The following is a 25,089-nucleotide window of genomic DNA, read 5'->3' on the forward strand; positions in this document are numbered from 1 at the left end:
GTTGGGGGCCAGGCTGGCGTCCTGCACCTCGCCCGGCAGACGGCCGGCGGCCAGGCCCGGCAGGGCCTGGACCACGGCGGCGGCGCCCAGGGCGGCCAGGCGATCGTGCAGGCTGCCTCCGGTGTCCGTGGCGGTCAGCGGCGTGGTCACCTTGCTCAGCATCGGGCCGGTATCCAGACCGGCTTCCATGCGCATCACGGTGACCCCGGACTCGGCATCGCCGGCCTCCAGGGCGCGCTGGATGGGCGCCGCGCCGCGCCAGCGCGGCAGCAGCGAGGCATGGCTGTTGATGCAGCCCAGACGCGGGATGTCGAGCACCACCTGGGGCAGGATCAGGCCGTAGGCCACCACCACCAGCAGATCGGGTTCCAGCGCCGCCAGGGTGGCCTGGGCGGCGGGATCGCGCAGGGTCGGCGGCTGCTGCACGGGGATGCCGTGGCTCAGCGCCAGCTGCTTGACCGGACTCATGGCCAGTTTCTGGCCACGCCCGGCGGGGCGATCCGGCTGGGTGTAGACGGCGGCGATGGGATAACCGGCGTCGATCAGCGCCTGCAGGTGCACGGCGGCGAATTCCGGGGTTCCGGCGAAGACGAGGCGAAGGGATCTGGACATGGCGGACCTGGCGGAAAGGGCGAGCGGCGGACGCCGATGACGCCGTCCGCCAGGGCGATCAGGCCTTGTGGCGCTGCTGCTTTTCGAGCTTCTTCTTGATGCGATCGCGCTTGAGCGGCGATAGATAGTCGACGAACAGCTTGCCGTCGAGGTGATCGATCTCGTGCTGGATGCATACCGCCAGCAGGCCGTCGCACTCCAGCTCGAAGGGCTTGCCGTCGCGGTCCAGGGCCTTGACCCGGACGCGCTCGGGGCGGCAGACCTTTTCGTAGAAACCGGGGATCGACAGGCAGCCTTCCTGGTACTCGCCCAGTTCCTGGGTGAGCGGCTCGGCCTCGGGATTGATGAAGACCAGCGGCTCGCTCTTGTCTTCGCTGACGTCGATCACCACCAGGCGGCGATGGACGTTGACCTGGGTGGCGGCCAGACCGATGCCGGGCGCTTCGTACATGGTCTCGAACATGTCGTCGATGGTCTGGCGCAGGGCGTCGTCCACCGTGTCGATGGGCTTGGCGACGGTGCGCAGGCGGGGATCGGGGAATTCGAGGATGTCTAGGATCGCCATGGCGTTGAGGGCACTTGTGGAATACAGTCAAGGGGCGCTGCTAAGATGCCGCAGCGTTGTCTCCACCCCGCTCGGGCTGGTCCCGAAAGGTGGATGATGTCGGTCGACGGGGATGGGCGCCTGGGCCGCCCGGTGCCGACAAAGGTGGCGATCAGGGCACAACTGGGGCGATTCCCCGACGTTTGCGTGAAGACGGTTCTTCAAAGCTAAGTGTAAAGGGATTCGACGCATGAGGAAATCTTTGTTCGCCCTGGCGCTGGTTGCAGCGGGCGCCCTGCAGTCGGCGTATGCGGCGGTCACCCTGCGACAGGATCACCCGGAAAGCTACACCGTGGTCCGCGGCGATACCCTCTGGGATATCTCCGCCAGATTCCTCAGCAAACCCTGGGAATGGCCGGAGATCTGGCAGGCCAATCCGCAGATCAAGAATCCCCACCTCATCTATCCCGGCGATACCCTGGTGCTGAGCTATGTCGACGGCCAGCCGCGCCTGCAGCTCAACCGCGGCGCCTCGCGCGGCACGGTCAAGCTGTCGCCCACGGTGCGCAGCACGCCCATCGCCGAAGCCATCCCGGCCATTCCGCTGGAGGCGGTCAACAGCTTCCTGCTGCAGAATCGCGCCATCGATTCGGCCGAACAGTTCCAGGCGGCGCCCTATGTGGTGGCCGGTAACGCCGAGCGGGTGGTGAGCGGCGCTGGCGATCGCATCTATGTGCGCGGCAAGTTGCAGCCGGGCGTCTCGGCCTATGGCATCTATCGCCAGGGCAAGACCTATGTCGATCCCAAGACCGGTGCCTTCCTCGGCATCAACGGCGACTTCATCGGCAGCGCCGATCTGGTTACCCAGGAAGGCGACATCGCCACCCTGCGGCTGACCCGCACCACCCAGGAGGTCCGCCTGGGCGACCGGCTGTTCCCCACCGAGGAGCGGCTGGTGAATTCCACCTTCATGCCCAGCGCGCCGGCGCGTGACATCAGCGGCCTGATCCTCGACGTGCCCCGTGGCGTCACCCAGGTCGGCCAGTTCGATGTGGTGACCCTGAACAAGGGCACCCGTGATGGCCTGACCGAAGGCAATGTGCTGGCGGTCAACAAGACCGGCGAGACGGTGCGCGATCGCATCACCGGCGAGCTGGTGAAGATCCCCGACGAGCGTGCCGGCCTGCTGATGGTCTTTCGCACCTACGACAAGATCAGCTACGGCCTGATCCTGACCGCCACCCGCCAGCTGGAAATCATGGACAAGGTGCGCAACCCCTAACCCCACCCCCTTCGGGTCGCCAGGACGGCGACCGGCCACCCCTCAAGGATGACACCATGGCCAGCTTCTCCCCTGCCGAGCTGGACGCCCGGCTCCGCCTGCATGCCCTGCCGGAACTCGGCGCGGTGCGCCAGCGCCTGCTGCTGGATGCCTTTGGCAGTGCCGCCGCGGCGCTCAGCGCCCCCGCTTCGGCCTGGCGCGCCCTGCGCCTGCCGGCAGTGGCCGCGGATGCCCGCCGCAGCCCGGCGACCCGCGAACGGGTCGATCAGGCCCTGGCCTGGCTGGACGGTCCCGAACGCCACCTGCTCTGCCTGGGTGACGAGCGCTATCCGGCGTTGCTGGCCGAGATCGCCGATCCACCGCCGCTGCTGTTTGTCGAAGGACAGGTCGAGTTGCTCGAACGGCCGCAGCTGGCCCTGGTCGGCAGTCGCCAGGCCAGTGCCCAGGGGCTGGACAATGCCCGGCGGTTCGCCCACAGCCTGGCCGCAGCCGGCTTCTGCATCACCAGTGGCCTGGCGCTGGGCATCGATGGCGCGGCGCATCAGGGCGCCCTGGAGGCCGGCGGCGGCACGGTCGCCGTGCTGGGCACCGGCTTGCGGCAGCTCTATCCGCGCCGGCACCTGGGTCTCGCCCGGCGCCTGCTGGCCGAGGGTGGCGCGCTGGTCTCGGAATTGCCGCTGGACTGCACGCCCCAGGCGGCCAACTTCCCGCGGCGCAACCGGATCATCAGCGGTCTCAGTCTGGGTACCCTGGTGGTGGAGGCCAGCCCCTCCAGCGGTTCGCTGATCACCGCGCGACTGGCCGCCGAGCAGGGCCGCGAGGTGTTCGCCCTGCCCGGCTCCATCCATCATCCCGGGGCCCGTGGCTGTCATCAGCTGATTCGCGAGGGCGCGCAACTGGTGGAGAGCGTGGAACACATCCTTGACGCCCTGCAGGGCTGGCGCAGCCTGGCCCCGGTCGTCGCGGCCGCGGCGGGCGAGGATCATCCCCTGCTGCGCCATCTGACCGCCGGACCGCTCAACAGCGAAGAGCTGGCGCGGCTCTGCGGCCTGTCGCTGCCGGAGGTCCTGGTCCAGCTGACCGAGCTGGAGCTGGACGGCCAGGTGGTGGCGCAGCAGGGCAGCTGGAGTCGGCTCGGCTAGCGGCGGATGACTGGCATCGGCAGCGCGCTCGGGTAGACTTCAGGGATTTGGCGGAGGCTAGGCGATGCATAACAGCTGGCGAGTGCGGCAGGCGGCGCGAATCGTGCGCGAGGGGGGCGTCCTGGCCTACCCCACCGAGGCCGTCTGGGGCCTGGGCTGCGATCCCTGGGATCAGGCCGCGGTCTATCGCCTGCTGATGCTCAAGGGGCGGCCGATGGAAAAGGGCCTGATCCTGGTGGCCGACACCATTCGCCAGTTCGACTTCCTGCTCCACGATCTGCCGGAGGCCTCCCTGGCCAAGCTGGCCAGCACCTGGCCGGGCCCCAACACCTGGCTGGTGCCGCACCACAATCGCCTGCCCGGCTGGGTCACCGGCGCCCACGCCACCGTGGCGCTGCGGGTTTCCGAGCATCCCCTGGTGGGCGAACTCTGCGCCCTGACCGGGCCGCTGATCTCCACCTCGGCCAATCCCGCCGGGCGCCCGGCCGCGCGCACCCGGCTGCGGGTCCAGCAGTACTTTCCCGATAACCTGGACGGCATCCTCGTGGGCGAACTGGGCGGGCGCAAGAATCCCAGCGTGATTCGCGACTTGGTGACCGGCAAGGTCTTCCGGCCCTAGGCCCTAGGTCAGTCGAGCAGTTGGCGCAGCAACCGCGCCAGCGCATCGATCTGGAACGGCTTGGCCAGCGAGAGCTCGCCATTCGGGGTCGGCCGCTCGGCATGACCGCTGACGAACAGCACCGGCAGCTCCGGCCAGCGCTCGCGCAGGCGCCCTGCCAGCTCGGCGCCGTCGAGATCCGGCAGGCCGAGATCGGTGATCAGCAGGTCACAGGGCAGATCGCCGTCGACCAGGGTGAGCGCCGCCGAGGCACTGGCGGCGGTGCGCACGCGATAGCCCAGCTCGGTGAGCATCTCGCGTAGCAGCAGTCGCACCGAAACATCGTCTTCCACCAGCAGCAGGCGTTCGCCTCGACTCTGGGCGATGGCCGGCTGGGGCGTGTCGCTCGCCGCCGGCCGCTCGGGCGGGGCACAGGGCAGCCAGAGGCTGACGCGGGTGCCACTGCCCAATTCGCTCTCCAGGGTCACATGGCCACCCGACTGCTTGATGAAGCCATAGAGCATCGACAGACCCAGACCGGTGCCCTGGCCAATGGGTTTGGTGGTGAAGAAGGGATCGAAGGCGCGATCCACCACCTCGGCCGGCATGCCGCTGCCGGTGTCGGCGATGGTCAGGCGTACATAATCACCCGGCGGCAGGTCATGCTCGGCGGCCAGGTCGGTGAGGTGATCGAGGGCGGTTTCCAGGGTCAGCTGACCGCCTTCGGGCAGGGCATCGCGAGCATTGATCACCAGATTCAGCAGGGCGTTCTCCAGCTGGTTGGTGTCGGTGCGCGCCGGTGGCAACTGCAGCGCGAGGCTGCTGCGCAGGCTGATGCGTTCGCCCAGGGTGCGCTGGAAGAGTTCTTCCAGGGACAGGATCAGCTCATTGACGTTTACCGGCCGTGGATCCAGCGTCTGCCGGCGGGCGAAGGCCAGCAGGCGATGGGTCAGGGCAGCGGCGCGGGTGGCGGATTGCTCGGCGGTGTCCAGGTAGCGCTGCAGGTTGTCGTGGCGCCCCTGGTCCAGGCGTCGGCGCAGCAATTCCAGGGAGCCGCTGATGCCGGTGAGCAGATTGTTGAAGTCATGGGCGATGCCCCCGGTGAGATGCCCGATGGCTTCCATCTTCTGCGCCTGGCGCAGCGCGGCTTCGGCGTTCTGCAGGGCCAGGGCGGCGTCGTGCTCGACGGTGACGTCGCGACCGAAGACATAGATGCGTCCGTCGTGATCGGCGGTGGCCTTCCACATCATGTGGCGCCAGTGACCGTCGCGGGTGCGCAGGCGCCCGGGCAGATCGCTGAGCACCTCGCCGTGGCGCAGGGCGGCCAGGCGCGGAAACACGGGCGGATCGTCCGGGTGCTCCAAGGAGGTCGGCGGTTGATGGCGCATTTCTTCGTCGTCCCAGCCCAGGGTGCGGCCCCAGGCGGGATTGCGGCTGAGCCAGCGTTGCCCCTGGATGACGCCGAGCAGGTCGTCGGCCACCCGCCACATGCGGTCACGCTCGACGGTGCGTTCGTGGACGCGTTGTTCCAGCAGTTCGGCCAGGCGCCGCAGGCGGTGCTCGGCCATGCGGATCTCGCTGACGTCGGTGTGTACGCCCACCCATTCGCAGACCACACCGTTTTCGCGCACTGGCAGGGCGCGCACGCTGAAGGTGCGCCATTGACCATCGCGACAGCGCAAGCGGTGTTCGTCGTGGAAGTCCACCTGCTGCTGCACCGCCAGGCGCCAGCGCCGCAGGGTGCGGGGGGCATCCTCGGGGTGCAGGGCATCGGCCCAGCCGTCCTGCTGATACTGGGCATAGCTCTGCCCGGTCAGGGTGCTCCAGGCGAGTTGTTCGCCGAGCAGATGGCCCTGGGCGTTGCTGGTCCAGACCACTCCCTGCACCGCCTCCACGGCATTGCGAAAGCGCTGGTTGGACAGGTGCAAGGCGGCTTCGGCTTGCTTGCGCTGGGTGAGATCCACCACCACCAGACTCACCGACAGCGCCTGGCCGACCTCCGACTGCAGCGGCGAGCCGTGCAGGCTGACCCAGACCACCGAGCCATCCGGACGCAGGAAGCGCTGGTCCAGCTTGAAGCTGTCGCCGCGCTCGCGCAGGGTGTCGAGATGGCGCTCCAGGATGGCCCGGTCTTCGGGATGGGTCTGGGCCTGCAGGCTCTGTTCCAGCACCCCGACCTCGTTGCGATCGAGCATTTCGCAATAGCGGCGATTGGCGAGTAGGATGCGCCCGCAGGCGTCGGTCTGGCAGATGCCGACCGCCGCCTGATTGATCAGGCTGGCCAGGCGCGCACTGTGTTCGCGCAGGGCATTTTCCGCATCGACCCGCTGCTGGACATCGTCGAACAGGGTGACCGAGGCGATCACCTCGCCGCTGGCCGACCGAACCGGGGCGCTGGAGACCTCCAGCAGCCGAATACTGCCGTCAGGGCGCCGATAGCGCATCAATTCGGGCGCCACCGCCTTGCCACTGCGCAGGACTCGTACCGTGGGATAGTCGTCCACCGCATAGGGTTGGCCATTGGCGTGCAGGGCGCCGATGGCGCCATAGCGCTCGTCCAGCGTCTCACCGGCCGGGCGCTTGCCCAGGAGGATGTCGACGCGGTCATTGAGCATCACCGATTCTTCGCTGCCGGCTTCGGTGATGGAGATGCCCAGGGGCGCCTGCTGCAGCACGCTGGCCAGCAACCCCTGCTCCAGCGACAACCGCCGTTCGAGGTGGCGGACCTGGTCCTGGGTCTGCTGCCGCATGAGCAAAGCGCCCAGCAGCAGGGCCAATTGATCCAGCAACAGCCGGGTGTCCGCGTCGACGGCGTCGCCCGGTTGCAGGTAGCCCAGGGGCTGAGTGGCAGGACCGAATGGGATGAGCAATTCACCCACCGGCGGACTGCCCGCCTCGGCCACGGACAGCAGCCGCGCCTGGGGATCGTCGGCCAGGTCCCGCAGGGCCTGGGTGGCGCACAGGCGCAGCGCCGCCAGATCCGCCGCGCCGCTGAGGCGTCGCGACCATTCGCCAAGCGCCTGCAGGCGTTGCGGCAACTCCCGCTCGGCGCTGCGCCGGGCGGCGAAGCGGGCACGGCTCGCCGGAGCCTGCCAGACGTGCAGCAACCAGCCCACGGCGACCTCGGCCCGGCGCAGCGGCACCAAGTGCAGGTCGAGGCGTACCAGGTGACCGTCGCGGTGGCGCAGACCCTGAGTCTGGCAGCGTTCGAGGGCGGTCAGCCAGCCGTCGGCCAGTGGCTCCGGAAGCAGCAGACCGACGATGGATTCACCGAGCCAGTCCTGCGCCGTCCAGCCCAGCAGCCGGGCGACGTTCGGGCACCACTGCCCGATCCGCCCTTCGGCGGTCAGGGTGATCAGCGCCGTGTCCGTGGCGGTATCGAGCAGGCTGGCGATGGGGCTGGAGATAGGCATGACAGGGGCAGCGATCCGGCCGATTCTGGAAAGAACGTCGAGGCCGAGGCGACCTGACTGTCCGAGATAGACCGGCGTTTAACCCCGTCGTGCCGCCTGGCTGCGGGAAACTTAATGGCTGTCACGATTTCCCGGCTAGGCGCGCGGGTGCCGTGCCTCAGGGCAGCAGGATGGTCGAGCCGCTGGTCTCGCGACCTGACAGCGCCCGATGTGCCTCCTGCACCTCGGCCAGTGGATAGCGTCGGCCGATGTCCACCTGGATGCGGCCATCGCTGATCAGCTCGAACAGCTGATCGGCCATGTCCTGCAGGGCTTCCGGGGAGGCGGCGTAGGTGGCCAGGGTCGGCCGGGTCACATAGAGCGAGCCCTTCTGCGAGAGAATGCCCAGATTGACCCCGGTGACCGCGCCGGAGGCGTTGCCGAAGCTGACCATGAGACCGCGCGGGGCCAGGCAGTCCAGCGACATCTCCCAGGTGTCCTTGCCGACGCCGTCGTAGACCACCGGCACCTTGGCGCCCCCGGTCAATTCGCGGACCCGCGCCGGGACGTCTTCCTGGCGGTAGTCGATCACCGCCCAGGCGCCCAGTGCCTTGGCCTTTTCCAGCTTTTCCGGGGAGCCGGCGGTGCCGATCAGGCGCACGCCCAAGGCCTTGGCCCACTGGCAGGCCAGGGAGCCGACGCCCCCGGCCGCGGCATGGAACAGCACGGTGTCGCCGGCCTGCAGCGGATAGGTCTGGCGCAGCAGGTATTGCACGGTCAGCCCCTTGAGCATGACCGCGGCGCCCTGTTCGAAGGAGATCGCCTCCGGCAGGTGCACCAGATGCCGCTCGGGCAGTACATGGACCTCGGCATAGGCGCCCAGCGGCCCGGTGGCATAGGCCACGCGATCGCCAGCCTTGAAGCGGGTGACGGCGCTGCCGACCGCCTCCACCACCCCGGCACCCTCGGTGCCCAGGCCCGAGGGCAGCGCCGGCGGCGGATAGAGGCCGCTGCGGTAATAGGTCTCGATGAAGTTGAGGCCGATGGCGTGGTTGCGCACCTGCACCTCGTCGGGGCCGGGCGCGGCGGGTTCGAAATCCACAAGTTCGAGTACTTCGGGACCACCGGTGCGGCTGAACTGGATGCGCTGGGCCATGCTTGTGTGTCTCCTGGTTGGAGCCCTTGGCCGGGCTCTCTTGGGGTGAGCCTTCATCCAAGCCGCAACCGCGGGCCACGTCAACCGGTCGGATACGGGTGTTATGCTCTGCGCCCTCCCCGCCTGTTGTGGAAATCCTTGCGATGAATCCCTCCCTGGAGGCCGTCAAGGCCTATCTGCTCGATCTGCAGGAGCGCATCTGCGCCGCACTGGAAGCCGAGGATGGCAGCGCAGCTTTCGCCGAAGACGCCTGGACCCGGCCGACCGGCGGTGGTGGCCGCACCCGGGTGATTGCCGACGGCGCCCTGCTGGAAAAGGGCGGCGTGAACTTCTCCCATGTGCATGGCGACAGCCTGCCGCCCTCGGCCAGCGCCCATCGCCCGGAACTGGCCGGGCGCAGCTTCGAAGCCATGGGCGTCTCCCTGGTCATGCACCCGCGCAATCCCCATATCCCCACGGCTCACGCCAATGTGCGCTTCTTTCTCGCCGAGAAGCCCGGCGAGGCGCCGGTCTGGTGGTTCGGTGGCGGTCTCGACCTCACCCCCTACTACGGCAACGAGGCCGACTGCGTGCACTGGCACCAGGTCTGCCATGACGCCTGCGCGCCCTTCGGCGCCGACGTCTATCCGCGTTACAAGGCCTGGTGCGACCGCTATTTCCACCTCAAGCACCGGGGCGAGCCGCGCGGCATCGGCGGCCTGTTCTTCGACGACCTGAACGACTGGGACTTCGACACCTGCTTCGCCTTCCAGCGCGCCATCGGCGATGCCTTCGTCGACGCCTATCTGCCCATCGTCCAGCGCCGCCGCGACCAGCCCTACGGTCAGGCCGAGCGGGAATTCCAGGCCTATCGCCGCGGCCGCTACGTGGAATTCAACCTGGTCTATGACCGCGGCACCCTGTTTGGCCTGCAATCCGGCGGGCGCACCGAGTCCATCCTCATGTCGCTGCCACCCGAGGTGCGCTGGGGCTATGACTGGAAACCCGTGCCCGGCTCGCCGGAAGCCCGCCTGACCGACTTCTTTCTCACCGACCGCGACTGGCTCGCGCTCGCCCCGACGCCCGCAGGATAGAGACCATGGATCGCTACGCCGTCTTCGGCAATCCCATCGCCCACAGCAAGTCGCCGCTGATCCACAGCCTGTTCGCCGACCAGACCGGCCAACGCCTGCACTACGGGACGCTGCTGGCGCCACTGGACGGCTTCAGCGAAAGTGCCCGCAGCTTCTTCCAGAGCGGCCTGGGCGCCAATGTCACGGTGCCCTTCAAGGAAGAGGCCTACCAGCTGTGCGATGAACTCACCCCGCGTGCGCGGCGAGCCGGGGCGGTGAACACCCTCAAGCGCCAGGCCAATGGTCGCCTGCTCGGCGACAACACCGACGGCGCCGGCCTGGTCCGGGATCTCACGGTCAACGCCGGTCTGCAGCTGGCCGGCCAGCGCGTCCTGGTGCTGGGCGCCGGCGGCGCCGTACGCGGCGTGCTGGAGCCGCTGCTGGCCTGCAACCCCGGACAACTGGTGCTGGCCAATCGCACCGAACTCAAGGCGGTGCAACTGGCGCGGGAGTTCGCCGAGCTGGGGGCCATCGAGGTGGCCGCCTTCTCCACCCTGAGAGAGCCCTTCGACGTCATCATCAACGGCACCTCGGCCAGTCTCGGTGGCGGTCGCCCGCCCCTGTCGGAGGCGGTCATCGGCCCGCAGACGGTGACCTACGACATGATGTACGGCAAGGACCTCACGCCCTTCAACCGCTGGGCGCAGGACGAGGGTGCCTTCCACACCCTGGACGGCCTGGGCATGCTGGTGGAACAGGCCGCCGAGGCCTTCGAACTCTGGCGCGGTGTGCGTCCCGACGGTGCTCCAGTGCTGGCGGAGTTGCGGCGGCAGCTGGGTTAGTTCCGCGACGCTGTTGGGCTTCGCTGCGCTCAGCGCCAACCTACGACCATCGCGGCCCATGGCGGTCCGCTGTTGCGGCCGCTCTTACAGTTGCGTTGGAGCCTGTAGGAGCGGCCCATGGCCGCGATAGCCGCGATCAAACGTAGATTGGGTTGAGGCGGCTCCAGCGCCGAAGCCCAACGAACCGCGGTCAGCCCGTCAGCGAGGACAGAGACACCGGCCACGCCTGGGCGACGCCGAAGCCGATTTCGATTACCAGGAACATTGCCAGCAAGGGACTGGCGCCCTGGTACAGCGCCCAGGCCTGCCAGAGGGCGAACAGGGCCCTGGCCACGGCGTCTTAGCGTCCCAGCAGCAGCGAAGGCCGCACCAGGCGCAGCACAGACCAGACGCACACCTGGGAGCCCAGCAGATTGCCCAGCAGCAGGGCTTCCGGCGGGAACCCCGCCAGGGGCTGCTCCAGGCCCGGCGGCAGGCCAATGGCTATCGCGACTATCCGCCTGACGCCGTGGAATGGCTGGGCTACATTCGTACCGCCCAGCGGCTGGGTTTCAGCCTGCAGGAAATCGCCGCCAACCTGGAGGACGTCGAGCGCGCCGCTGATCCGGATGCCTATCTGCAGGAGCTGCTGCGCGACAAGCTCAGGGTCATCGAGGCGCGCATCGACGAATTGCAGGCGTTGCGTGGGGTGCTCCAGGCAAGGCTGGGAGAAGCCTGTCCGCTGCGGGGGTAGCAGATCGCGGCCGATGCGACGCGACCGCTCCTACGCGCGGGGTTACAACAGCTTATTGCGATCGGGTAGGAGAGGCTGGAGATGACCCCTCCCGCTCTGATAGCACCCTCTCCCTTTGGGAGAGGGTTGGGGTGAGGGCGAGCCTCACGCCACGAAGTCACCTGTGGAAAAGGCTGCCTCGTTTTCCACGCTACGGCTCTGCAGGCTACTCGGATAGCCCCCTCTCCCCTTGGGAGAGGGTTGGTGAGGGCGAGCCTCGCGCCACGAAGTCACCTGTGGAAAAGGCTGCGCCGTTTTCCACGCTACGGCTCTTAAGGCTACTCGGATAGCTCCCTCTCCCCTTGGAAGAGGGTTGGGGTGAGGGCGTGCCCCCGCGCCATGAAGTCACCTGTGGAAAAGGCTGCGCCGTTTTCCACGCTACGGCTCTTAAGGCTACTCGGATAGCTCCCTCTCCCCTTGGGAGAGGGTTGGGGTGAGGGCGAGCCTCGCGCCACGAAGTCACCTGTGGAAAAGGCGGCGCCGTTTTCCACGCTACGGCGCTCGCTCTGCGGGCTGAGGCGGCTTTGTCTCCGAAGCCAACGAATGCGGACGCCTAGTCGTCTACGCTAGGCCCCCTCCTCCCCATAGCCCTCGGCCAGATGCTGGTCCTTGAGCTTCACGTAGTTGCCGGCGCTATAGGTGAAGAAGGCGCGCTCCTTCTCCTCCAGCGGGCGGATCTGCTTGACCGGGCGGCCGACGTAGAGGTGGCCGCCTTCCAGCCGCTTGCCTGGCGGGACCAGGCTGCCGGCGCCGATCACCACCTCATCCTCCACCACGGCGCCGTCCATGACGATGCTGCCCATGCCCACCAGCACCCGGTCGCCAATCGTGCAGCCGTGCAGGGTCACCTGGTGGCCGACGGTAACGTCGCTGCCGATCAGCAAGGGATAGCCGTCCGGATTGAAGGGGCCGGCGTGGGTGATGTGCAGCACGCTGCCGTCCTGGATGCTGGTGCGCGCGCCGATGCGGATGCGATGCATGTCGCCGCGGATCACCGTCAGCGGCCATATCGAGCTGTCTGCGCCGAGCTCGACATCACCGATCACCACGGCGGTGGCGTCGACGAAGGCGCGTTCGCCCAGGTGCGGGGTCTTACCCTGGAAGGTCCTTATGGTCACGATAGATACCTTTTCTCGTCGGAAGGGTCTTGAGACCTATTAGGATGGGCTCCATATATAACTGTCAAAGCCATCGCCCCGAGGGGAACGCCGTGAGCGCCAGCAATCCGCTGCTTCAGTCCTACGACCTGCCGCCCTTTTCCGCCATCAAGCCCGAGCACGTCGAGCCGGCCATCGACACCGTCCTGGCCGAGAACCGTGCTGCCCTGGCCAAGTTGCTGGAGACGCAGAAGGAACACCCCACCTGGGCCGGCCTGGTGCTGCCGATGGACGAGCTGAACGATCGGCTGGGTCAGGCCTGGAGCCCCATCGGCCACCTCAATGCCGTGTGCAACAGCGCCGAGCTGCGCGCCGCCTACGAGGCCTGCCTGCCCAAGCTGTCGGCCTACTCCACCGAGATCGGCCAGAACAAGGACCTCTTCCAGGCCTACAGCCGCCTGGCCGAGAGCGAAGAAGCCAAGGGCTTCGACGCCGGCCAGAAGACCACTCTGGAACACGCCCTGCGTGATTTCCGTCTGTCCGGCATCGACCTGCCGCCGGCCGAGCAGCAGCGCTATGCCGCCATCCAGGCGCGCAAGTCCGAGCTGGGCAGCAAGTTCTCCAACCAGTTGCTCGACGCGACGCAGGCCTGGACCAAGCACCTCACCGATCCAGCCGCCCTCGCCGGCCTGCCCGAGTCGGCCAAGGCCCAGCTGCAGGCCGCTGCCCAGGCCAAGGAGCTGGACGGTTGGCTGGTGACCCTGGAATTCCCCAGCTACTACGCGGTGATGACCTACGCCGATGACCGCGCCCTGCGTGAAGAGGTCTATGCCGCCTACGCCACCCGCGCTTCCGAGCAGGGCCCCAACGCCGGCCAGTTCGACAACGGCCCGGTGATGGAGGAATTGCTCGACCTGCGCCAGGAACTGGCCCGCCTGCTGGGCTATGCCAACTATGCCGAGCTGTCGCTGGCCACCAAGATGGCCGAGAGCAGCGACCAGGTGCTGGGTTTCCTGCGCGACCTCGCCGTGCGCTCCAAGCCCTTCGCCCAGCGCGACCTGGAAGAACTGCGCGCCTTCGCCGCCGAACAGGGCGTGCAGGATCTGCAGAGCTGGGACACCGGCTACTTCGCCGAAAAGCTGCGCCAGCAGCGCTATGCGCTGTCCCAGGAAGAGGTCCGCGCCTGGTTCCCGGTGGACAAGGTGCTCTCTGGTCTGTTCGCCACGGTGCAGAAGCTCTATGGCATCGAGATCGCCGAGTTGCGCGACTTCGAGAAATGGCATCCGGACGTGCGCCTGTTCGAGATCAAGGAAAACGGCACCTCCATCGGCCGCTTCTACTTCGATCTCTATGCCCGCGCCAACAAGCGTGGTGGCGCCTGGATGGACGGTGCCCGCGACAAGCGGCGCGATGCCCAGGGCCGGCTGATCGATCCGGTGGCCTACCTGGTCTGCAACTTCACCCCGGCCAGCCCCGGCCAGCCGGCGCTGCTCACCCATGACGAGGTGACCACCCTCTTCCACGAATTCGGCCACGGCCTGCATCACCTGCTGACCCGCGTCGAGCACGCCAGCGTCTCCGGCATCAACGGCGTGGCCTGGGATGCGGTGGAGCTGCCCAGCCAGTTCATGGAGAACTGGTGCTGGGAGCCCGAGGGTCTGGCGCTGATCTCCGGTCACTACGAGACTGGCGAGCCGCTGCCCCAAGAGCTGCTGGACAAGATGCTGGCGGCGAAGAACTTCCAGTCCGGCCTGATGATGCTGCGCCAGCTGGAATTCTCGCTGTTCGACTTCGAATTGCACGCCAGCCACGGGGATGGTCGCAGTGTGCGCGAGGTGCTGGAAGGCATCCGCGACGAGATCTCCGTGGTACGGCCGCCCGCCTACAACCGCTTCCCCAACAGCTTCGCGCACATCTTCGCCGGCGGTTATGCCGCGGGTTACTACAGCTACAAGTGGGCCGAGGTGCTGTCCGCCGATGCCTTCGCCAAGTTCGAGGAAGAAGGCGTCTTCAATCCGCAAACCGGTCGGGCCTTCCGTGAAGCCATCCTGGCCCGCGGCGGCTCCCAGGCGCCCATGGTGCTGTTCGTCGACTTCCGCGGCCGCGAACCCAGCATCGACGCCCTGCTCCGCCATTCCGGGCTGAGCGAGGAGGCGGCGTGAGCGAGCCGATCCGCAAGAGGTTCATCGCCGGGGCGGTCTGCCCGGCGTGCCAGGCGCAGGACACCCTGAAGATGTGGACCCAGGACGGCACGCCCAACCGCGAGTGCGTCTCCTGCGGCTACAGCGACACCCTGGACGAGCGCGGCAATTCGGTCCCCAAGGAATTGCCGACGCGGGTCAACATCAGTGCGCTGAAACCCAAGAAGCCCGATCCCAAGGTGCAGGCCGTGCAGTTCTTTCCCAATCCCAAGCTGAAGAAGCCGGAATAGCGAAAGGCGACCTTCAGAAAAGCCGCGCCCGGTCATTCAGGCGCGGCTTTTCCGTTTCCAGGCTGGGGAAAATCGATCCGCGCACGGCTTGAGTGCAGGCGAAAACGGGCCTCAGCATAGGGGGGTCCCAGGCTTTATCCACAAAAAGCGGATTCGATAGCCAGCCGACCATCTTTTTAACTCATTGATAATAAAGGACTTTTATTTGGACCCTAACGGGCTTTGGAGATTTCTCGTGGAGTTATACCGCTTTTATCCCCGATTTATCCACAGGCTGTGCGTCCGGGAATGACCCGGGAGTCTTTTTCAGTAACCAGACTCCAAGTGGATATTCGCTGCCATCGTCTTCTATGAGGAAGCCGCCGATGCGTACCCTTCTTTCCACTGCAGCCCTCTGTCTGATCGGCAATCTGGCCCTGGCCGCGCCTCCGGATCACGGGCCTGGCGGGCCCAAGGGTCCGCAAGGACCGGGCTGGCAGGAACAGGGTGGCCCCCATGGCCAGGGACCAGGGCCCGGGTCGCGTGGCCAGGGTCGCCCGGGTGCCGGACCGGCCGCGGGTGGACCGCCGGATCTGGGACCGGCGCGGCAGCGCATCCAGGCACTGCGCGGCCAGATCGGTCGCGGTGGCGACCTGCCGCCAGGACTGCGTCTGGAGCGCGGGCACCCTTTGTCTCCCGGGTATGGCCGACCGCTGCCGCCGGATATCGCCCGCCAGCTGCCGGATTATCCGGGCTACGAATGGCGCCGCCTGGGGACCGACATGGTGCTGGTTGCCGTGGGCACCGGGCTCGTCTACGCCATTCTGCAGGGCGTGCTGGACTAGCCTGACCAATTCTTTTACCGGCAGCCCTCGGACAGTGCCGAGTTCACCGCAGGCTCTGGCGCGGCCTCCTTGCGCCGGTTGCCCCGACGTAGACCGCCAGCGCACTGGCGCAGGCGATAAATGGCGAAAGGCCTCTGGCACAGTGCCAGCCCGGATTTCAGTAGAATAGCCGCCGCGCGCGGCCGCCTTCCGCCTCCAGACGGTAGGGAAACCGGGCCGCTCCGCATCGGTCTCAACGCCCACCGCTCGCCAAGGATTTCCCATGAGAGCTCTGCCCCGTCTGCTGCCGCTGGCCCTGTTCGCCCTGCTCGTGGGGCACAACGCCCCGGCCCGCGCCGAACCCGGTCTGTTCAATCTGCTGGTCGGCAGCTACACCGCGGGCAGCAGCCAGGGGCTGTATGTCTATCGCTTCAACAGCCGCAATGGTCAGATCGATGGCCCGCTGCGTATCGTCAAGGCGTCCAACCCCTCGTTTCTGACCCTGTCGCGGGATGGCCGGACCCTGTTCGCCGTCAACGAGAATGGCCGGGGTTCGAGCGGCGACAGCATCGGACGGGTCACCTCCTATCGCTTCGAACCCGGCAACGGCCGCCTGCAGCAGGTCAGCCAGGTCAAGAGCCTGGGCGACGAGCCGACCCACTCCAGCCTCAGCACCGACGGCAAGTTCCTGTTCGTGGCCAACTACTCCAGCCTGCCGGAAGGCTCCCTGGCGGTGCTGCCGATCCAGGACGGCGGCGTGCTCAGCCCGGTGGCGCAGATCGAATTCCACCAGCCCAGCGAACAGCACCCGCGCCAGCAGTCCAGCCACGTGCACGCGGCGGTGACGACCCCGGATGGCCGCTTCGTCTTCGCCCCGGATCTGGGCGCCGACAAGGTATTCGTCTATCGCTATCTGCCGCAGCAGCCGGAACGGCCGCTGGTGGCCGCCGAGACGCCCTTCGTGCCGGTGCCGGAAGGCAGCGGGCCGCGCCACCTGGTGTTCAGCGCCGATGGCCGCTACGCCTACCTGACCCTGGAGCTGGCCGGACAGGTGATGGCCTTCGCCCACCAGGACGGCATGCTGCGGCAGTTGCAGAGCTACAGCCTGACGCCCCAGGAATTCACCGGCGAGCGGGATGCCGGTGCGCTGCACCTGTCCGGCGACGGGCGCTTCCTCTATGTCGCCAGCCGTGGCACCGACAACCAGCTGGCGGTGTTCGCGGTGAATCCCGATGGCACCCTGACCTTTGTCGAGCGCCATCCGGTCAACGGCCTGTCGCCGCGAGAATTCGCCATCGATCCGTCCGGGCGGTACCTGCTGGTGGCCAACCAGAAATCCAACCAGCTCAAGGTCTTCGCCCGGGATCCCGACAGCGGCAAGCTCGGCGATGAACTGCAGAGCCTGGATGTCGGCGCCCCGTCCGACCTCAAATTCGTCGCGGTACCCTGATGACCCACTTCGACCGTCTGCACCACGTGGCGCTGATCTGCGCCGACTATGAACGCTCCCGGCACTTCTATACCGAGATCCTCGGGTTGCCGGTGATCGCCGAGACCTATCGCGAGGCCCGGCGCTCCTGGAAGCTGGATCTGGCAGTGGGCGCGCATGCCCAGCTGGAGCTGTTCTCCTTTCCCGATGCCCCGCCCAGGCCGTCGCGCCCGGAGGCCCAGGGACTGCGCCACCTAGCCTTTGCCGTGGCCGATCTGGACGCCACCGTCGCCCACCTGCAGGGCCATGGCGTGGTCACCGAGCCGATCCGCACCGACGAGCTGACCGGCAGGAGATTCACCTTTTTCGCCGATCCGGACGATCTGCCACTGGAAGTCTACGAGCGCTGAGTTCAGCTCAGGTCGCCAGCCGTGCGCCAGCTAGGGACTCGCGTGGCCGCTCCAGCTCTTCCAGCAGCCAGTCGAGAAAGCGCTGCACCAGCCGCTGGCGCCGCTTGCGCTCGGGCAGGATGGCGTAATAGCCATAGCGCGAGGTGGCCAGCCCGGCGAAGGGGCGACAGAGCAGCTCCTGCCGCAACAGATCGTCCACCAGGTGGCGCCAGCCGATCGCCAGGCCCTGGCCGGCGATGGCCGCCTGGATCACCAGGGTGTAGTTGTCGAAGCTCAGCACCGCGCCGGACGGCGCCGCGGGCAGGGACGCCAGGTCCAGCGCCGGCAGCAGGGTCTTCCAGTCGTACCAGCGGCTGTTGGGCGCCGCCTTGAGATGCAGCAGCGGCCAGCGCCCCAGCTCCATGGCGGGCAGCGGCGGCTGCCGGCCCTGGAGCAGGCGCGGACTGCACACCGGAAAGACCTCTTCGCGAAACAGCGGCCAGGCTTCGCCATGCTTGAAGCGGCCGTCGCCGAAGCCCAGGGTGATGTCGATCTCCGGGCCGGGCAGCGGCACCCGGTCGCTGGTAACCAGGCTGACGTCCAGCTCTGGATGGCGGGCATGGAAACGCGGCAGGCGCGGCAACAGCCAATAGGCGGCGAAGGCGAAGTCGGTGGCCACCTGCAGGACTTCATGGGCAGGCCGGGCGGTGACCAGGCGTACCCCCTCGTCCAGGGTGGCGAGGCCGGCTTCGACGTACTCCTGCAGCAGCTGTCCGGCCTCGGTGAGCAGGATGCCGCGGTGGACCCGATCGAACAGCCGCACCTGCAGCTGGGCCTCCAGGCGCTTGATCTGCTGACTGATAGCCGGCTGGGTAGTACCCAGTTCGCTGGCGGCCGCGGTAAAGCTCAGGCGACGCGCCACCACCTCGAAGGTGCGCAGGCTGTCCAGCGCCAGGGCAGGGCGGTCGGCAGGAGTAGTGGCGTCCAAGAGAGCGTTTCCCTGGTGATCAGACATAAGCCCAGCTTATCCGAAACATCACCCCGGATGGCCTTCACGCAGATTTGTTGGCATTGGATGATGGGTCAACCATAAGCAACCCTGATCCTAGCGGAGGCGCTCTTGTCCAAGCCGATGAACATCCTCTTTCTCATGGCCGACCAGATGGCGGCGCCCATCCTGCCGCTGTACGACCCCGCCTCGCCGATCAAGCTGCCGAATCTGCAACGCCTGGCCGAGCGCGCCGTGGTGTTCGATTCCGCCTATTGCAACAGCCCGCTGTGCGCGCCCTCGCGCTTCACCCTGGTGAGCGGCCAGCTACCGTCGAAGATCGGCGGCTACGACAACGCCGCCGATTTAGCCGCCGACATTCCCACCTATGCCCACCACCTGCGGCGCCTGGGCTATCGCACGGCGCTGTCGGGCAAGATGCACTTCTGCGGACCGGACCAGTTGCACGGCTACGAAGAGCGCCTGACCAGCGACATCTATCCCGCCGACTACGGCTGGGCGGTGAACTGGGACGCGGCGGACGTGCGCCCGAGCTGGTACCACAACATGTCCTCGGTGCTGCAGGCCGGGCCCTGCGTGCGCACCAACCAGCTGGATTTCGACGAAGAGGTGGTCTTCAAGGCGCGTCAGTACCTCTACGATCACGTGCGTCGCGGCGATGACCAGCCGTTCTGCCTGACCGTGTCCCTGACCCACCCGCACGACCCCTACACCATTCCCCGCGAATTCTGGGACCTGTACAACGAGGTCGACATCCCGCTGCCGGAAGGGGCCATTCCCCAGGCCGAGCAGGATCCCCACAGCCAGCGCCTGCTCAAGGTGATCGATCTGTGGGACAAGCCGCTGCCCGAGGCCAAGATCCGTGATGCCCGCCAGGCCTACTACGGTGCCTGCAGCTATGTCGACGCCCAGGTCGGCCACCTGCTCAAGACCCTGGAAGAATGCGGTCTGGCCGACGATACGGTGATCGTCTTTTCCGGCGACCATGGCGACATGCTCGGCGAGCGCGGACTCTGGTACAAGATGCACTGGTTCGAGATGGCCGCGCGGGTACCGCTGCTGATCCATGCGCCCGGCCGCTTCGCCCCGGCGCGGGTGCAGGCCTCGGTGTCGACCATGGACCTGTTGCCGACCTTCGTCGAGCTGGCCGGCGGCCAGTTGCCGGACGAGTTGCCGCTGGACGGTCGTTCGCTGCTGCCGCACCTGGAAGGCCGGGCAGGGCACGACGAGGTGATAGGCGAATACCTGGCCGAGGGCACCGTCAGCCCGCTGCTGATGATCCGTCGCGGCGCCTACAAGTACATCCACTGCGAACTGGATCCGCCGCTGCTGTTCGATCTGCAGAACGATCCGCTGGAGCGCGAAAACCTGGCCGCCAGCCCCGACTATGCCGAGCTGCTCGCCAGCTTCCAGGCCGAGGTCCGCCAGCGCTGGGATCTGGCGCGTCTGCATGGCGAGGTGCTGGCCAGCCAGCGGCGGCGACGCTTCGTCGCGGCGGCCCTGGAGCAGGGCGAGCGGACCAGCTGGGATCACCAGCCCTTCGTCGATGCCAGCCAGCAATACATGCGCAATCACATCGACCTCGACGACCTGGAGCGTCGCGCCCGCTATCCTCAACCCTGAACCGCTAACTGGAGCACGGCCATGAAACACGGAATCATCGCTACCTTCACGCTGGCCCTGGTCAGTCTGTCGGCCCAGGCCGAGGACCAGGCCTGCGCAACGGTTCGCCTGGCCGATCCGGGCTGGAGCGACATCGCCGCCACCAACGCCCTCACCGGCGCGATCCTCGGCGCGCTGGGCTATACCGGCAAGGTCGAGACCCTGGCGGTGCCGATCATCTACGGCGGCATGCGCAACGGGCAGGTGGATGCCTTCCTCGGCAACTGGATGCCGGCGCAGCAGGCGCACTACGACCAGTTCGTGAAGACCGGGCAGGTCACCGAGCTGGCGCAGAATCTGGTCGGGACCGAATTCACCCTGGCGGTGCCCACCTATGTCTGGGAAGGCGGGGTGAAGAGCTTCGACGACCTGGCCAAGCACGCCGACCAGTTCGGCAAGAAGATCTATGGCATCGGCGCCGGCGCGCCGGCCAACCAGTCGCTGCAGAAGATCATCCAGGACAACGAATTCGGCCTGGGCGGCTGGCAACTGGTGGAATCCAGCGAGCAGGCCATGTTGTCCCAGGTCGGGCGGGCGGTGAAGCGCGACAAGTGGGTGGTCTTCCTCGGCTGGACGCCGCACCCCATGAACGTCGACTACCCGATCAAGTACCTGACCGGGGGCGACAAGTATTTCGGTACCGCCGGCACGGTGAACACCTTGACGCGCAAGGGCTACGCCGAGCAGTGCCCCAATCCGGCCCGCCTGCTGACCAACATGAAGTTCACCTTGGACATAGAAAACGCTGTCATGAGCGCCGCGCGGGACAAGGGCGGCAGCTACGACGCCGCCGCCAAGGCCTGGCTCAAGGCCCATCCCCAGGTGCTGGAGCCCTGGCTGCAGGGGGTCACCACCCGCGACGGCCAGCCCGGCCTGCCGGCGGTACAGAAAGCGCTCTGACCGCTATTTGAGCCCGAGCCGCCGCGCCAGGCGGGCGAGGTTGGCGCGGTCCAGATCGAGGGCGGCGGCGGCCAGGGTCCAGTTCTGGCCGTGTTGTTCCAGCGCCAGGGTAATGGTCTGGCGCTGGAAGGCCTCCGTGGCTTCGCGCAGGGAGGCGGCGGGCAGGGCGGGATCCTCGTCGGGCAGGGCCGTGCTGCCCAGCGGCAGGCCGAGCTGATCGCTGTCCAGGGTCAGGATGCCGCCGCGTTCCTCGCTGCCGGCATGGGCCTTGAGCGCCGCCCGGCTGATGAGGTGAGAGAGCTCGCGCACGTTGCCCGGCCAGTCGTAGGCCAGCAGGGTCCGTTGCGCCGCGGGGGTCAAGCGGAGGCCGCGCAGGCCCAGGCGGGCACGATTTTGCTCCAGGTAGAAACCGGCCAGTAGCAGGACGTCGCGACCACGCTCGCGCATAGCCGGCACGGCCAGCGGATAGACGCTCAGGCGATGGTAGAGATCGGCACGAAAGCGCCCGGCACGCACGCAGTCGGCCAGGTCGCGATTGGTGGCGGCGATGATGCGCACGTCCACCTTGAGATCGCGATCCGAGCCCAGCCGCTGCAACTGGCCGCTCTGCAGCACCCGCAGCAGCTTGGCCTGCACCGTCAGTGGCAATTCGCCGACTTCGTCGAGAAACAGGGTGCCGCCATCGGCCAGTTCGAAGCGCCCGCGGCGTTCGCTGACGGCCCCGGAAAAGGCACCGCGCACATGGCCGAAGAGTTCGCTTTCCACCAGCGCCTCGGGCAGGGCCGCACAGTTGAGGCTGATCAGTGGCCGCTGCTGGCGCAGGGAGCGGGCATGCACGGCTTCGGCGACCAGCTCCTTGCCGACCCCGGTCTCGCCGGTGATGAGCACGGTCAGATCGCTGGCCGCCACGGTCTCGATCTCCCGGCGCAGGCGCAGGCTGGCCGGACTCTGGCCGATGAGTTCGCGAGGCCGCTGGTGCCCCACCGATTGCTGATAGGCCACGGTCAGCTCGTGCTCGCTGACGATACGCGCGGAGAGCTGGCCGATGCGCTCGGCGGCGGCCACGGTGGCGGCGGCCAGCCCGGCAAAGGCGGCCAGGGTGGTGAGATCCTCGGGCTGGGCGTTCTGCGCCTGCAGCGAATCCAGGGTCAGCAGGCCCCAGAGCTGGTCCTGTACATAGAGTGGACAGCCCAGGCAGTCGTGGACCTCCAGATGCCCCTGCACGCCTTCCACCAGCCCATCGTAGGGATCGGGCAGGTCGCAATCGAGGGCGAAGCGGGTGGGCGCGCGACTCGCCAGCAGCAGCGCCAGGCGCGGGTGCTCGCCAACCTTGAAGCGGCGGCCCAGGGTGTCGGCCGCGAGCCCGCGCACCGCCAGGGGTACCAGCACCTCGCCATCCAGGCGCAAGAGGGCTACCGCATCGAAGGGCAGGACCTGGCGCAGGGCGTCAAGCAGGTTGGCATAGCGCTGCTGATCGGGCAGGTCGCGGGCCAGATCCGCCACCAGGGGCACCATGGCTTCGAGCAGGGTGGTACGGGTCAATTTGACCTCGGCGAGTCATAGGGACCTGGTCATTATGACCAGGTCCCCGGATAAAAGACTGATCTAGCGCAGTTTTTTGGTTGGCACGACTCGTGATACGGCCAGGGCAGTCCTGTTTGGAGATCCCTGCCATGCTGTCATCAGACCAAAAAGCCATCATCAAGGCCACCGTCCCCCTGCTGGAGACCGGCGGTGAAGCCCTGACCCGGCATTTCTACGACAAGTTGCTCGGCGACAACCCCGAGATCCGCCCGCTGTTCAACGGCGCCCACCAGGCCAGTGGTGCCCAGGCGCGGGCGCTGGCCCGGGCGGTACTCATGTATGCCCGCTACATCGACCGGCTGGACACCCTGGGACCGCTGGTGGAGCAGATCGTCAACAAGCACGTCTCGCTGCAGGTGCAGCCGGATCACTATCCCCTGGTGGGCATCGCCCTGCTGCAGAGCATCCGCGAAGTGCTGGGTGCCGAGGTGGCTACCGATGCCGTGATCGACGCCTGGGCCGCCGCCTATGGCCAACTGGCCAATCTGCTGATCGGCGCCGAGGAACAACGCTATGCCGCCCAGGCCGAGGCCCCCGGTGGCTGGCGTGGCGGGCGGCCGTTCCGCATCGCCCGGATCGAGCCGGAAAGCGAAGAGATCAGCTCCTTCTACCTGGAGCCGGTGGACGGCCTGCCCACCAGCATCGCCCAGCCCGGCCAGTACCTGGGGCTGAGTCTGATCCTCGATGGGGTGGAATACCGGCGCAACTACTCGATCTCGGCGGCCAGCGATGGCCGTGGCTACCGGATCAGCGTCAAGCATCAGCCGGGTGGGGTGGTCTCGCGCTTCCTGCACACCGATGCCCATGAAGGCAGCGTGCTGCAGGTCTTCGCACCGGCCGGCGAATTCGTCCTGCAGGATTCCACCCGGCCGCTGCTGCTGATCGCCGGCGGGGTCGGCATCACGCCGTTGCTGCCCATGGTGTCGGCGGCCTTGCCCAGCGGGCGGCCGATCCAGCTGATCCACTGCACCCGTCACGTCGGAGTGCAGGCCTTCGGTCACTGGCTTGAAGAGCAGGCCGCCCACCATCCGCAATTGCAGCTGTACTTCTGCTACAGCGAGCCGGTGGCGGAAGAGGCCTACGCTTCGCGGCTGGACCGGGCGCGCCTGCAGCGCTGGTTGCCCAAGGATCGCGACTTGGACGCCTACGTCCTCGGCCCGCAGCCCTTCATGGCCCAGGTACGGCGCGATCTGCTGGAACTAGGGGTGCCGGAGCAGCAGATCCGTCACGAGTTCTTTGGTCCCGCCACGGATCTCTGAAAGCAGAAACGCCCACTGTCTGGCGATAGTGGGCGTTTCTTGGACAACCAGGGTGCCGCCCTGGAGCGGCGCCTCGCGGTCAGCGACCTAGCGACGCTGGTAGACGATGTCCTTGCTACCGCCTGCGCAGCTGCCTACCACCTTGGCGGAGGCGCTGGCGCTGCCCTTGTCCACCACCTCGAGACTGTAGTGCGCTACCTGCTTGGCCTGCAGTTTGGCATCGATATCGGCCTTGACCGTGTCGCACGAGGTACCAGCGGCGAAAGCACCGCTGCTCAGGGCCAACAAACCGAGGGTGATCACGACTCTACGCATCTTGCCTGTCCTTTTGCGAGGGGAGGGAGGTCTTGAGTAGCTGCTCAGCTGGCTTCGATACGGAAGCCGATCTTCAGGGTGACCTGATAGTGCGCCACCTTTGCGTCCTGGATATGACCGCGGATTTCACCCACTTCGAACCATTCCATGTTCTTCACCGACTTGGAAGTCTCGGCGAGGGCATTATTAATGGCGTCCTCGACACTGGTCGTGGAAGAGCCAACGATTTCCAGCTTCTTGTAGGTGTGATGATCGGACATGAAAATCTCCTGGGTTCAGCAATGACGGGCGCTGCAGCGGATAGCCGGCAACGCGTTGACCGGTGTCGCGGTCGACTCGCCGGGAAGGGTGCTTCTGACATTTGAGGCCGCGAAAGGCCCCGATAAGTTCACTGCCAAGGCTCTCGCCCACCGCTTTGCAGCACTTTCCAACGCCTCGGTAGTCACATTTCCTGAATCCGTCCATCCCAGGAGGTTGTCATGGCCCGTAACACCGATTACCAGGCGTCCATCGCCAGCATCGAGAACGAAATCAACAGCCTGCTCGACTCGCTGGCATCGCTGAAGAAGAACGCTGCACGCGAATCCCGCAGCAGCCTGAATTCCTTCAAGAGCACCGCTCGCGAAGCCCTGCATCACTCGGGCGATTCGCTGGAAGAAGTCTATGACGACGTGCGTCGTCTGACCCGCCAGTACGGTCGCGCCGCCAGTGGCGTGGCTCGCGAACATCCCTGGGCCACTGTCGGTATCGCCGCTGGCGTAACCGTCCTGGTTGGCTGGGCACTGCTGCGCGGCGACCACTGATCGCGGCAGTCCGAGG

The 25,089-nt window shown here is 67.2% G+C and carries 25 protein-coding genes; 15 read left to right on the forward strand and 10 right to left on the reverse strand.

What is annotated here, in order from left to right:
• On the reverse strand, nt 1-612 hold a 612-nt coding region (fmt, locus tag QMX82_RS17810), incomplete at its 3' end, for a methionyl-tRNA formyltransferase (protein ID WP_282286036.1).
• A gap of 58 nt (nt 613-670) precedes the next feature.
• Entirely contained in the window at nt 671-1,177 is a 507-nt protein-coding gene (def, locus tag QMX82_RS17815) for a peptide deformylase (protein WP_007160149.1), read from the reverse strand.
• Between the two features lie 229 nt (nt 1,178-1,406).
• On the opposite strand from def, the gene QMX82_RS17820 reads away from it, so the two are divergent.
• The 3 genes from QMX82_RS17820 (at nt 1,407) to QMX82_RS17830 (ending at nt 4,199) form a co-directional block, all read left to right on the forward strand.
• Nucleotides 1,407-2,438 carry a LysM peptidoglycan-binding domain-containing protein gene (locus QMX82_RS17820; protein ID WP_133860238.1) on the forward strand — a complete coding sequence of 344 codons (1,032 nt, stop codon included), beginning with the start codon at nt 1,407-1,409 and terminating at the stop codon, nt 2,436-2,438.
• Nucleotides 2,439-2,494: 56 nt separating this feature from the next.
• Nucleotides 2,495-3,580 (forward strand): DNA-processing protein DprA, encoded by a 1,086-nt coding sequence (dprA, locus tag QMX82_RS17825; RefSeq protein ID WP_282286040.1) that lies wholly within the window; start codon nt 2,495-2,497, stop codon nt 3,578-3,580.
• 64 nt (nt 3,581-3,644) lie between these two features.
• Nucleotides 3,645-4,199, forward strand: coding sequence for an L-threonylcarbamoyladenylate synthase (locus QMX82_RS17830; RefSeq protein WP_208693314.1), 555 nt, complete (start codon nt 3,645-3,647; stop codon nt 4,197-4,199).
• Nucleotides 4,200-4,207: 8 nt separating this feature from the next.
• Here the strand turns inward: QMX82_RS17830 and QMX82_RS17835 are convergent, their stop codons facing one another.
• Both QMX82_RS17835 and QMX82_RS17840 read right to left on the reverse strand, forming a co-directional pair.
• Nucleotides 4,208-7,591, reverse strand: a complete 3,384-nt coding sequence (locus tag QMX82_RS17835; protein ID WP_282286042.1) for a PAS domain S-box protein — start codon at nt 7,589-7,591, stop codon at nt 4,208-4,210.
• A 157-nt stretch (nt 7,592-7,748) separates the two neighbouring features.
• A complete protein-coding gene (locus QMX82_RS17840; protein ID WP_208693312.1) occupies nt 7,749-8,726 on the reverse strand; it encodes an NADPH:quinone reductase in 978 nt (325 codons plus the stop codon).
• A 143-nt stretch (nt 8,727-8,869) separates the two neighbouring features.
• Here QMX82_RS17840 and hemF point away from each other — a divergent pair, with 143 nt between their 5' ends.
• Together hemF and aroE are read left to right on the forward strand one after the other, a co-directional pair.
• Nucleotides 8,870-9,799 (forward strand): oxygen-dependent coproporphyrinogen oxidase, encoded by a 930-nt coding sequence (gene hemF, locus QMX82_RS17845; protein ID WP_187980769.1) that lies wholly within the window; start codon nt 8,870-8,872, stop codon nt 9,797-9,799.
• A 5-nt stretch (nt 9,800-9,804) separates the two neighbouring features.
• Nucleotides 9,805-10,620, forward strand: coding sequence for a shikimate dehydrogenase (gene aroE / locus QMX82_RS17850; protein ID WP_282286045.1), 816 nt, complete (start codon nt 9,805-9,807; stop codon nt 10,618-10,620).
• Between the two features lie 190 nt (nt 10,621-10,810).
• Here the strand turns inward: aroE and QMX82_RS17855 are convergent, their stop codons facing one another.
• On the reverse strand, nt 10,811-10,954 hold the full coding sequence (locus tag QMX82_RS17855) for a hypothetical protein (RefSeq protein WP_282286047.1): 144 nt from the start codon (nt 10,952-10,954) through the stop codon (nt 10,811-10,813).
• A 120-nt stretch (nt 10,955-11,074) separates the two neighbouring features.
• Between QMX82_RS17855 and QMX82_RS17860 the strand changes: the two genes are divergently transcribed.
• Nucleotides 11,075-11,353: a MerR family DNA-binding protein gene (locus QMX82_RS17860; protein WP_282286084.1), complete on the forward strand. Its 279-nt coding sequence runs from the start codon at nt 11,075-11,077 to the stop codon at nt 11,351-11,353.
• 605 nt (nt 11,354-11,958) lie between these two features.
• Here the strand turns inward: QMX82_RS17860 and QMX82_RS17865 are convergent.
• Nucleotides 11,959-12,510 carry a gamma carbonic anhydrase family protein gene (locus QMX82_RS17865; protein WP_208693310.1) on the reverse strand — a complete coding sequence of 184 codons (552 nt, stop codon included), beginning with the start codon at nt 12,508-12,510 and terminating at the stop codon, nt 11,959-11,961.
• Nucleotides 12,511-12,554: 44 nt separating this feature from the next.
• Here QMX82_RS17865 and prlC point away from each other — a divergent pair, with 44 nt between their 5' ends.
• The 5 genes from prlC (at nt 12,555) to gloA2 (ending at nt 17,562) form a co-directional block, all read left to right on the forward strand.
• Nucleotides 12,555-14,651 carry an oligopeptidase A gene (gene prlC / locus QMX82_RS17870; RefSeq protein ID WP_208693309.1) on the forward strand — a complete coding sequence of 699 codons (2,097 nt, stop codon included), beginning with the start codon at nt 12,555-12,557 and terminating at the stop codon, nt 14,649-14,651.
• Entirely contained in the window at nt 14,648-14,920 is a 273-nt protein-coding gene (locus QMX82_RS17875) for a YheV family putative zinc ribbon protein (protein ID WP_158890069.1), read from the forward strand. Before prlC ends, QMX82_RS17875 begins: the two co-directional genes overlap by 4 nt.
• A 365-nt stretch (nt 14,921-15,285) precedes the next feature.
• On the forward strand, nt 15,286-15,744 hold the full coding sequence (locus QMX82_RS17880; RefSeq protein ID WP_282286051.1) for an anti-virulence regulator CigR family protein: 459 nt from the start codon (nt 15,286-15,288) through the stop codon (nt 15,742-15,744).
• A gap of 262 nt (nt 15,745-16,006) precedes the next feature.
• On the forward strand, nt 16,007-17,173 hold the full coding sequence (locus QMX82_RS17885) for a lactonase family protein (protein ID WP_208693308.1): 1,167 nt from the start codon (nt 16,007-16,009) through the stop codon (nt 17,171-17,173).
• Nucleotides 17,173-17,562, forward strand: coding sequence for an SMU1112c/YaeR family gloxylase I-like metalloprotein (gene gloA2 / locus QMX82_RS17890; protein ID WP_282286052.1), 390 nt, complete (start codon nt 17,173-17,175; stop codon nt 17,560-17,562). Before QMX82_RS17885 ends, gloA2 begins: the two co-directional genes overlap by 1 nt.
• A gap of 7 nt (nt 17,563-17,569) precedes the next feature.
• Here gloA2 and QMX82_RS17895 read toward each other — a convergent pair whose 3' ends face one another.
• Nucleotides 17,570-18,556, reverse strand: coding sequence for a choline sulfate utilization transcriptional regulator (locus tag QMX82_RS17895; RefSeq protein WP_208693306.1), 987 nt, complete (start codon nt 18,554-18,556; stop codon nt 17,570-17,572).
• A 117-nt stretch (nt 18,557-18,673) separates the two neighbouring features.
• Between QMX82_RS17895 and betC the strand changes: the two genes are divergently transcribed.
• Both betC and choX read left to right on the forward strand, forming a co-directional pair.
• The gene (gene betC / locus QMX82_RS17900) at nt 18,674-20,173 is read left to right on the forward strand and encodes a choline-sulfatase (protein WP_208694877.1); all 1,500 of its coding nucleotides are present in this window, start codon (nt 18,674-18,676) and stop codon (nt 20,171-20,173) included.
• Between the two features lie 21 nt (nt 20,174-20,194).
• Nucleotides 20,195-21,112 (forward strand): choline ABC transporter substrate-binding protein, encoded by a 918-nt coding sequence (gene choX / locus QMX82_RS17905; RefSeq protein ID WP_282286056.1) that lies wholly within the window; start codon nt 20,195-20,197, stop codon nt 21,110-21,112.
• Between the two features lie 3 nt (nt 21,113-21,115).
• Here choX and norR read toward each other — a convergent pair whose 3' ends face one another.
• Complete coding sequence (norR, locus tag QMX82_RS17910) at nt 21,116-22,654, reverse strand: nitric oxide reductase transcriptional regulator NorR (RefSeq protein WP_282286058.1); 1,539 nt, start codon at nt 22,652-22,654, stop codon at nt 21,116-21,118.
• Between the two features lie 131 nt (nt 22,655-22,785).
• Between norR and hmpA the strand changes: the two genes are divergently transcribed.
• Nucleotides 22,786-23,955, forward strand: a complete 1,170-nt coding sequence (hmpA, locus tag QMX82_RS17915) for an NO-inducible flavohemoprotein (RefSeq protein ID WP_208693303.1) — start codon at nt 22,786-22,788, stop codon at nt 23,953-23,955.
• 87 nt (nt 23,956-24,042) lie between these two features.
• On the opposite strand, the gene QMX82_RS17920 is transcribed toward hmpA, so the two are convergent.
• Both QMX82_RS17920 and QMX82_RS17925 read right to left on the reverse strand, forming a co-directional pair.
• Nucleotides 24,043-24,270: a DUF1161 domain-containing protein gene (locus QMX82_RS17920; RefSeq protein ID WP_208693302.1), complete on the reverse strand. Its 228-nt coding sequence runs from the start codon at nt 24,268-24,270 to the stop codon at nt 24,043-24,045.
• A gap of 44 nt (nt 24,271-24,314) precedes the next feature.
• On the reverse strand, nt 24,315-24,530 hold the full coding sequence (locus QMX82_RS17925) for a dodecin (protein WP_158890086.1): 216 nt from the start codon (nt 24,528-24,530) through the stop codon (nt 24,315-24,317).
• A gap of 219 nt (nt 24,531-24,749) precedes the next feature.
• On the opposite strand from QMX82_RS17925, the gene QMX82_RS17930 reads away from it, so the two are divergent.
• Nucleotides 24,750-25,073, forward strand: coding sequence for a DUF883 family protein (locus QMX82_RS17930; RefSeq protein ID WP_007160170.1), 324 nt, complete (start codon nt 24,750-24,752; stop codon nt 25,071-25,073).
• The last annotated feature ends 16 nt before the right edge of the window (nt 25,074-25,089 follow it).

This window comes from Pseudomonas sp. PS02302 (genome assembly GCF_029959585.1).
Taxonomy (GTDB): Bacteria; Pseudomonadota; Gammaproteobacteria; order Pseudomonadales; family Pseudomonadaceae; genus Chryseomonas; species Chryseomonas aestiva.